Annotated in this window: 12 protein-coding genes; 3 read left to right on the top strand and 9 right to left on the bottom strand. The window is 41.5% G+C overall.

Annotated elements, in window-relative coordinates:
- The 9 genes from KAH81_05235 to KAH81_05195 form a co-directional block, all read right to left on the bottom strand.
- On the bottom strand, positions 1 to 629 hold a 629-nt coding region (locus KAH81_05235; GenBank protein MCK5833059.1), incomplete at its 3' end, for a hypothetical protein.
- Between the two features lie 164 nt (positions 630 to 793).
- Positions 794 to 1006 carry a hypothetical protein gene (locus tag KAH81_05230; GenBank protein ID MCK5833058.1) on the bottom strand — a complete coding sequence of 71 codons (213 nt, stop codon included), beginning with the start codon at positions 1004 to 1006 and terminating at the stop codon, positions 794 to 796.
- On the bottom strand, positions 999 to 1196 hold the full coding sequence (locus KAH81_05225; GenBank protein MCK5833057.1) for a type II toxin-antitoxin system HicB family antitoxin: 198 nt from the start codon (positions 1194 to 1196) through the stop codon (positions 999 to 1001). Before KAH81_05225 ends, KAH81_05230 begins: the two co-directional genes overlap by 8 nt.
- A 55-nt stretch (positions 1197 to 1251) precedes the next feature.
- Entirely contained in the window at positions 1252 to 2202 is a 951-nt protein-coding gene (locus KAH81_05220) for a glycosyltransferase family 2 protein (protein ID MCK5833056.1), read from the bottom strand.
- Positions 2203 to 2205: 3 nt separating this feature from the next.
- Positions 2206 to 2340, bottom strand: coding sequence for a type II toxin-antitoxin system RelE/ParE family toxin (locus KAH81_05215; protein ID MCK5833055.1), 135 nt, complete (start codon positions 2338 to 2340; stop codon positions 2206 to 2208).
- A gap of 126 nt (positions 2341 to 2466) precedes the next feature.
- Positions 2467 to 2691, bottom strand: coding sequence for a hypothetical protein (locus KAH81_05210; protein MCK5833054.1), 225 nt, complete (start codon positions 2689 to 2691; stop codon positions 2467 to 2469).
- Between the two features lie 167 nt (positions 2692 to 2858).
- Positions 2859 to 3197, bottom strand: coding sequence for a DUF86 domain-containing protein (locus KAH81_05205; protein ID MCK5833053.1), 339 nt, complete (start codon positions 3195 to 3197; stop codon positions 2859 to 2861).
- Positions 3194 to 3496, bottom strand: a complete 303-nt coding sequence (locus tag KAH81_05200) for a nucleotidyltransferase family protein (GenBank protein ID MCK5833052.1) — start codon at positions 3494 to 3496, stop codon at positions 3194 to 3196. The genes KAH81_05205 and KAH81_05200 overlap by 4 nt, the downstream gene beginning before the upstream one ends.
- A gap of 53 nt (positions 3497 to 3549) precedes the next feature.
- Positions 3550 to 5850 (bottom strand): glycosyltransferase family 39 protein, encoded by a 2301-nt coding sequence (locus tag KAH81_05195; GenBank protein ID MCK5833051.1) that lies wholly within the window; start codon positions 5848 to 5850, stop codon positions 3550 to 3552.
- A gap of 179 nt (positions 5851 to 6029) precedes the next feature.
- Between KAH81_05195 and KAH81_05190 the strand changes: the two genes are divergently transcribed.
- The 3 genes from KAH81_05190 to KAH81_05180 form a co-directional block, all read left to right on the top strand.
- Positions 6030 to 6704: an ABC transporter ATP-binding protein gene (locus KAH81_05190; GenBank protein ID MCK5833050.1), complete on the top strand. Its 675-nt coding sequence runs from the start codon at positions 6030 to 6032 to the stop codon at positions 6702 to 6704.
- Positions 6705 to 6720: 16 nt separating this feature from the next.
- The gene (locus KAH81_05185; GenBank protein ID MCK5833049.1) at positions 6721 to 7185 is read left to right on the top strand and encodes a UvrB/UvrC motif-containing protein; all 465 of its coding nucleotides are present in this window, start codon (positions 6721 to 6723) and stop codon (positions 7183 to 7185) included.
- Positions 7182 to 7682, top strand: a 501-nt coding sequence (locus tag KAH81_05180; GenBank protein MCK5833048.1) for a hypothetical protein, incomplete at its 3' end; no start/stop codon positions are given. The genes KAH81_05185 and KAH81_05180, both read left to right, overlap by 4 nt.

Here is a 7682-nt window from a genome sequence, read left to right as displayed (position 1 = left end):
TGAATTTTATGGGGCGGAATCGGCATCCTGAATTCTTCGAATTTTGAGTCGAGAGGCTTCTCACTGGTAATAAAAACATGCATTCGATCTTTGACGACGTCTAATACGCCATCCAGAAGTTTTTGGCTTATTCCTTTTTTCCCGATATCGTGATGAGCCGTCAAAGCCGAAAGTCGGATAACCGCGAACTTATCGTTTCTATTAATTCCGAGATCGTTATATATAGCTGTATCCGGCGCGAATCTCTTAGGATGAAGATAGAACAGTTCGAAATTTCCTTTAAAACGGATTGTTTTTTTATCGAATCTTCCTGTCCTTGTGACTTCGGGCGCAATAATCTTTTTCGCAAACGGGAAACTCGTCCAGGCCACGAGGGGAACCAACTCGATATCGTCATCGATAAAAGCTATGGATTTCTTCCGAGTAAGCCACGAGGCGATGTGCGCCGCGCCGTATTTTGAGACCCAAATATCGATATTGTTTTTTCTAATGTAAGAAATCGCTTTGGCGGTGTTTTTGAGAATCTCGATTCCGTTGCCGGTATAACCTGTCGAGGCCTTTGAAAATGTCTCGTAGTCGATTCCAAGAAGCTTCGCCAATTTCAGAGATATATCTTTGTCTCGAATCACCCATGCGATATTTGCGTAATCCTTAAGTCCTTCGGCAACTTGCTTTAAAATCCATATTTGTGCGGGATGCGCCGGAAATAAAGCGATATTCTTCTTTTCGGAGATTATTTATCCTTTCAGTTCCCGGTTGGCTTCCATATCGAACAGCATGGCGAGTTTCGTTATCACAACAGGTCCTTAAATTGCTCGACAGTTATCCCTGCATCGGCAACGATACCTGCCATAGTGAAAGAGTTTATCGGGTTTGCTCGCGGGATAACGAGAATCCGCTTTCCGTCGGTCATCACAATGTGCTTTTTCCGCCGCATGATACGGAAACCGATTTTCTCGAATACTTTCACTGCTCGAATATGAGAAATCCCGGGCAGTTTAGGCAATAGCCACCTCGATCATTTCGGCTTCACTGCCTGCAAGTTCCCTCGCGACCTCAATATAAAGTGCGATAGCGTCCTTTATATTAAAAACCGCCTCTTCGCGGGTTTTCCCCTGAGACCAGCATCCGGGAAGTCCCGGAACCCAAACAGAATAACCATCATCTGTCTTTTTCAGTGCTATTGCATATTCCATAAATACTACCTTTAGTTTATCTCATTATAAGGATATTTGATATATTGCTATCTTTTTACCCTTTCAATTCCCGGTTGGCTTCCATGTCGAACAGCATGGCAAAAAGGATCGACTGCATCCCCATGAATGTGCAGAAGAGTATCGCGAGCGCGTTAATCTTCGGGATGTGCGTCGTAATTATCCAATAATAAAGAAGGCGCACGATAAGCGGGATATCCAGCAGAAACAGGAATCCCCCGAAGGCATAAAAGAAGATCAGCGGGTGGAAATCCCGGATGATATATTTCTGCACCATTCTGCGAATGAAAAGTTTAAGCATGAGAAAAGGCATATAGAAAAGCACCTTACGCAGTTTCATTCCGCTTTTCTCGCCGATGCCGTAAATCGGCGCAACCGGCACATCCATAACGCGAAAATTAAAGATATTCAACGTAACGAGTAAATCGTTGAAAACACCGTAATCGGAATAAATTTTATCCAACGGAATAGTTTTATAGACTTTGATTGTCGCGGCGGTATATCCGCATTGCGAATCTGTAACCTGCCAATATCCGCTGGCGATCTTGGTCATAAAAGTTAATGCGGAATTGCCGAGATACCTAATGTGCGGGATCTTCTTCCATGCCTCGCCGGTGACGAGGCGGTTGCCCTTTGTGAAATCGGCACGACCATCGACGATCGGATCGAGAAGAGCCGCCATGTCGTCCGGGTCCATCTGGTTATCGCCGTCCAACGTAACAACGATATCGATGTCGAGTTCGAGACATTTTTTAAATCCTGTCGCTCTCGCGGTGCCGTTGCCCCGGTTCTTCTCGTGTTTAAGCAGGATAACTCGCTCGTCGCCATTCACTATTCGCTCGACGATTTCCGCCGTCTTGTCTTTGCTTTTGTCGTCGACGACGATTATCTTATCGACGAAATCCGGCAAGGTCTCGATAGTCTTAGCTATGAGCCTTTCCTCGTTATACGCGGGAATCACAACTGCTATTTTTTTATCGCGGAACATGAATTAATATCCTTTGCCTCGGTGGATTATCATAATAACCTCGACGGTTTTTTCTCTTTCGATTATCCGATAAATGATCCTGTATTTACCCATTCTAAGTCGAAACGAACCTTCAAATTGCCCCTTGAGTTTGCGGATATTCGGGCCAAAAAAAGGATTTTTTCAAAAACTCCCAGCGCGTTAATAATTCGAGACCTATCTTTATTAGGAAGAGCGCATAAATCCTTCTCGGCAGGTCTGGAGAGAAATATTTCGTATTTGAAATTACTCATTCTCAAATTGAGTAAGCAAAATCTTGTCTCCCTTGTCCAGCGCGGATAATCCCTCCCTAAATTTACTTTCGGCCCCGGTAATCGACATTATTTCGTAGGTCGCTTCCCATTCCTTCCGGTCTTTAAGCCATAACATGAAATCCATCATTTCTCTGACATATATATCGTCTAATTGATCGATAAGTGATTTCGCTTCTTCCTTGAGTTCAACAGACATGATTACTCCATCTCAATGGGTTCTATTTAACCCAAACTATTAAATTTATAGCTAATTCCGCACCTTCGCCATCTTATTTCCGTATCGAAATCCGGCAAAGTCTCGATAGTTCTGGCTATGAGCTTTTCCTCATATAATAACTGCGATTTTCTTGTCGCGATACATAGTTAAATTTCTTTCATAATCGATAGGAGTTCGTTTTTTAGGTTATCGAGATCGGACTCGATTACATTCCAAACTCGTTTAATGTTGACCCCGAAATAATCGTGAATCAGGACATCTCTCATTCCGGCTATTTGCCGCCATTTGATATTCGGGCATTCTTTTTTCAGGTTCGGGTCGATTTTTTTAACGGCCTCACCGATTATTTCAAGGCGTCTTATCACGCCGTCTTGTAAAAGTTGATTGTTGGAAAAATCGTTAATATTTTTACCTTTAGTATAGTCTTTTATTATATCTATGCTCTCGATGATGTCCTTGAAATATACTTCGTTTCGCTTCGTCATAATATCCTCAACGCGCTTCGTTCGATTTCGTCTTTCAGAGCGGGTTTAATTGTGTCGTATTCGACAAGATCGACCTTGCGTCCGAGCTTGTCTTCCAGCTCGATTATTATTCCGATATAATCGAGAAGGCTCAGGGAATCGTCGAGCTCGACGAGGATATCGACATCGCTTTGTTCGTCGAAATTGTCGGAGATAACCGAGCCGAAAAGGGCGGCGCGGCGGGCGTTATTCCTCGCGAGAATCGGCACGATCGAGTCGATTATTTTATCGATCTTTTTTACCATTTTGCCTTTCCTCATTAAATGCCGGGATCACAACGGCGATTTTTCCCGCGATACATGGCCTTTACTCTTTATCTTGTTGGTTTATTGGCTTTCCAGTTTTGATATTGTGTCTGCATAGCCCTAATTTGTTCAACAAAGGATGAATCGACATCGGTTCGAGCAAGTTGCTCGTTAATAAGCTTTTCCGCAGACTGAAGATCCCCTTGATAAACCATAACCGAGAAAAGATTTCGGAATATCAATGGATCATTGGGTTCGAGCTTAGCCGCCATTTCAAAATTCTCGCGGGAATTATCATAATCCTTCAAATTTGCATAGGCTGTAGCTATATTATTATAGCAATCCGCCTCGTCAGCGCCAAGAGCTTTCGCTTTTTCAAGGGCAATTATCGACATATCATTCATTCCCGCTTGATTAAGATCTATACCCCGATTCATCCATAAATCCGGATCATCCGGGAAAAGAACAAGGGCCCCTTCGAAAAACATTTGGGCTTCCTCTTGGTTTTTCATGTCGATCAAATAGCTATGAGTTCGGCATATATTCGCAATTTCGCTTTCTTCATCGATATTGACACGCAATGCAAGTAAGGAATCTATTTGCTTTTCTTTCTTAGCCACCTTGGCTTTATATAGGCTCTTGTAATAATCGACGTATTTCTGATTCCCCTTTGAAATCGAGGACCTAAGACAGGTAGTATCAACAGAAAATATCATAGTTTTAGGCTGTTCCGTCCTATAAATCTCTTCGAAGCATTCTTGATAACGACTCATCATGGGAGCTATAAAATAACTGGAAATATTGTATATTGGATCGAATACAATATATGTAGCCTTGTTATCAAGAACCCATTCTCCAAGTGAATCTATTTCCGCTATACTCTTATCGGCAATGAAACCACGGAAACCTACTTTAAAATATTTCTGCACATGCAATGGCACAACAACATGATGATCGGTTAGAAAATGAGCAGTTCTATATTGAGAAGCGAGTATAACATCGCCTTCGGGGAGATTCTTAGCACACCATCGAAACGCTTTGTGCATCTTCAAAACTGATAACTCTTGCTTATACCTGTATAGTTGTCCCAGTTCGGTGTATTCTGACCCATGCTGTTTATAATAAGCCCGTGTAACCGATGTAAGTTTGGTATCTGAAAGGAAAGCAGGAAAGCCCTCTAAAAAAACCATCAATCCCAAAAGGACTGTAGCAATTACTAACCTCCAAGCTCTTTTCAATTTCGCCCATTCCAGAAAAGCCCAAAAGCCCAAAATCGCGATATAAAATATAAATGGGAATGCATAACTGGCATATCGAGTGCCATGAGAACCAAAAACAGAATAAATTAGGTAATACAAAACCGCGTAAAGCGTCACGAGGTTGTTCTTCTTATCCCTGAAGGTTCTTACTGTTCCCCAAACAGTAAATGCGGTGAACGGAATACCAAGAATCAAGCCAAGCCAACTGAATATGCTGATTTCGGACCCTCGGTGAAGAAAAACCAGATGGTGAGGAATAAAAAGCGACGGAATGTATTTGAATATGTATGAAAATAAATGGTGGAAATATCTCGATGTGAAGGAACCGAATCTTCCATACTTAGAGGTGTCGAGCCCTCCCCTGCCGAGTTGAGACATATACCTAAACTCACCTGAGAAAAGCAATGGAAAAACCCAAATCCCAACGAGCGCACCCACTATCACTGCGTAGAGAACGGCTTTTTTATAATCCTTGCGCCAAATTAACCAAATAAAGGATATTACAGCCAGTGGTGCTCCCGGAATCCTTATATATAAAGCAGCAACCGTCGAGAGACTCGCAAAAAGAAAATACAAGAATTTCTTTTCCTGAGCATACTCGAGGAATAAAAATATCGTTAGAATTGAAAAAAGCAGAAAGGGAGCTTCAGTCGTAACCATAGAAGCATATCTGGATATCTCGACATTGAAGACCATAAATATCGAGAAAAAAAACGACACCCATCGATTGACTTTGAGATGTTTATCAAAAACCAATGCCAAGAAAATAATCGCAAGTAAATAACAAATATTATTGAATAACTTTAAGGCAATAATCGGTTTACCATTACCAGCAAACCTCATTATCAGAGATAGAATAAATGGAAATCCCGGCGCAACATGGGTTTCAGGTATAGCTTCTATGGAATAAGGGCTTGTATAACCTTCCCCCGAATACAACTGCTGGGCAAGATTCATATAGTGGAAATTATCATCTATAAGGCTCGGTTGAGGATTGAAAATGAAATAACATAGCGGAATAGTGATAAGTGCAATGAGAAAAATAAATTGTGGACGTGAGAATTTGTCTAAAATGCCCGTTATTTTTGTTCCATTTTCCATTTTCGGCATAACATAACCTCGTCAATATTTAAAAAACTCTTATAACTTTGATTAATACAAGAATATAGTCATTAAATCAAGTTTAAATATTTAAAATCCATGCCTCTCAATAAATAGCCTGGGAAAGAAAAACCGAAAAAGATCGTTGCTTGCGCAAGAAATTAATTTTTGTATAATGAACTGAATTGATTTTAAAAGCGGAAAATATCAGTAAAAGCTATCGCGAAGGCGCTGGCTCGAAGCTCAAGGTTCTCGAAGACCTTTCGATCGAGCTTTTCGCCGGTCAAGTAGTATCGATAACCGGTGAATCCGGCGTCGGTAAATCAACGCTTTTACATGTCTTGGGATTTCTAGATACACCTGATTTGGGCACCATCCTATTCAATAAGCTCGATATCTCGAAACTCACCGATAGTCAACTATCCAGAATCAGGAACTCAGAAATTGGTTTTATTTTCCAATTTCACTACCTTCTTCCGGAATTTGATGCCCGCGAAAACATCTCATTACCGGCGCTCCTAGCAGGAACAAACCGCACCTCAGCGGAAAAAAGCGCCGATGAAATCTTATCCGAAATTGGATTATCTAACCGAGCCAACCATTTCCCAAATGAACTTTCCGGTGGAGAACAACAAAGAATTGCCCTTGCGCGAGCGCTCATTAACAAGCCAAAGCTAATTCTTGCGGATGAACCCACCGGCAATCTAGACTCAAAAAATGAGGAACATCTGGTAGAATTATTGATTAAATTATCAAGAAACATTGGCACCGCCGTCGTTTTAGCCACTCACAATAGAGAACTTGCAAAAATGGCCGATCATTCGTATTTATTAAAAGATAAAAAATTATTTTTAAATCGATAATTAGAAAAGTTGATAAATGGAGAAGTGCTACATATGTAAGGATAATCCGGGTGAGGTGCGATGTGTTATCATTGTTAAAGGCGAAAAAATAATCCAGTATTTATGTCAGGATTGCGCTCGAAAGGCAGGCATTGCCGAACAAGCTAAATTCAATCGAAAAGCCAAAAATTCCTCGATAAAATTTAAAGCCGAAAAGCAGGATATATTCTGCTCAAACTGTAAACTCAGCTTCTCACAGTTCCTCAGAACCGGCCTCTTTGGCTGTCCACAATGCTACTCCGCATTCGAGAGATTCATTGCTGACATACTAAAGGGAATACATTCGGCAACATACCACAAAGGAAGAGGCCCCGGCAAAGAAAGAACATTCGATCTCGTGCAACTCAAATGGAAACTCTCTGAGGCTGTTATTGAAGAGAATTTTGAGAAAGCCGCTGAACTCAGGGACGAAATTTTCAAGTTGCAGAAGGATAGCAATTGATCGATAGGATATACCCCCCAAGGCTACCTAGATGGCTTTCCTCAGGCGGTCAGAATTTCGAGGTAGTCATTGCTTCTGAGGCGTGTTATGTTAGGAATATTGCCGATAAAGCCTTCCCAAATCGCCTTGGCGAAACCGAACTTAAAAGCTTTCGTCGATCTTTGATTAATAATCTCGAAAAATCCCTTCGTAATTTCAAACTTTTAGAAACAGATGTACTCCGCGGCGAAGATAGGAAATTTCTTATTGAACGCTTTAGCGCACCTATGGAACTCCTAGACTATCCAAATGGCACCGCTCTTTTTCTCTCAGAGGATGAAAGCAAATTTGTTAGCATCAATGTGCTCGACCACCTTCGTTTTCGAGTTGCATTAGGCGGTAGTTGCATCGAGAAAGCATACCGTCATGCTCGCCTTATGGAGGAAGAGTTTGAGAAGGGAATGCCATTTGCATATTCGGATAGATACGGCTTTTTAACATCGAGACCTACAGAATGT

The organism is bacterium (assembly GCA_023145965.1).
GTDB lineage: Bacteria > UBP14 > UBA6098 > UBA6098 > UBA6098 > UBA6098.
This window is presented reverse-complemented; position numbering and strand designations above follow the sequence as displayed.

What these genes read in the sequence shown, in the direction of transcription:
- KAH81_05200 (MCK5833052.1), bottom strand. Translation starts at nt 3,496, where the DNA reads ATGAGGAAAGGCAAAATGGTAAAAAAGATCGATAAAATAATCGACTCG.
- KAH81_05210 (MCK5833054.1), bottom strand. Translation starts at nt 2,691, where the DNA reads ATGTCTGTTGAACTCAAGGAAGAAGCGAAATCACTTATCGATCAATTA.
- KAH81_05220 (MCK5833056.1), bottom strand. Translation starts at nt 2,202, where the DNA reads ATGTTCCGCGATAAAAAAATAGCAGTTGTGATTCCCGCGTATAACGAG.
- KAH81_05195 (MCK5833051.1), bottom strand. Translation starts at nt 5,850, where the DNA reads ATGCCGAAAATGGAAAATGGAACAAAAATAACGGGCATTTTAGACAAA.
- KAH81_05225 (MCK5833057.1), bottom strand. Translation starts at nt 1,196, where the DNA reads ATGGAATATGCAATAGCACTGAAAAAGACAGATGATGGTTATTCTGTT.
- KAH81_05185 (MCK5833049.1), top strand. Translation starts at nt 6,721, where the DNA reads ATGGAGAAGTGCTACATATGTAAGGATAATCCGGGTGAGGTGCGATGT.
- KAH81_05205 (MCK5833053.1), bottom strand. Translation starts at nt 3,197, where the DNA reads ATGACGAAGCGAAACGAAGTATATTTCAAGGACATCATCGAGAGCATA.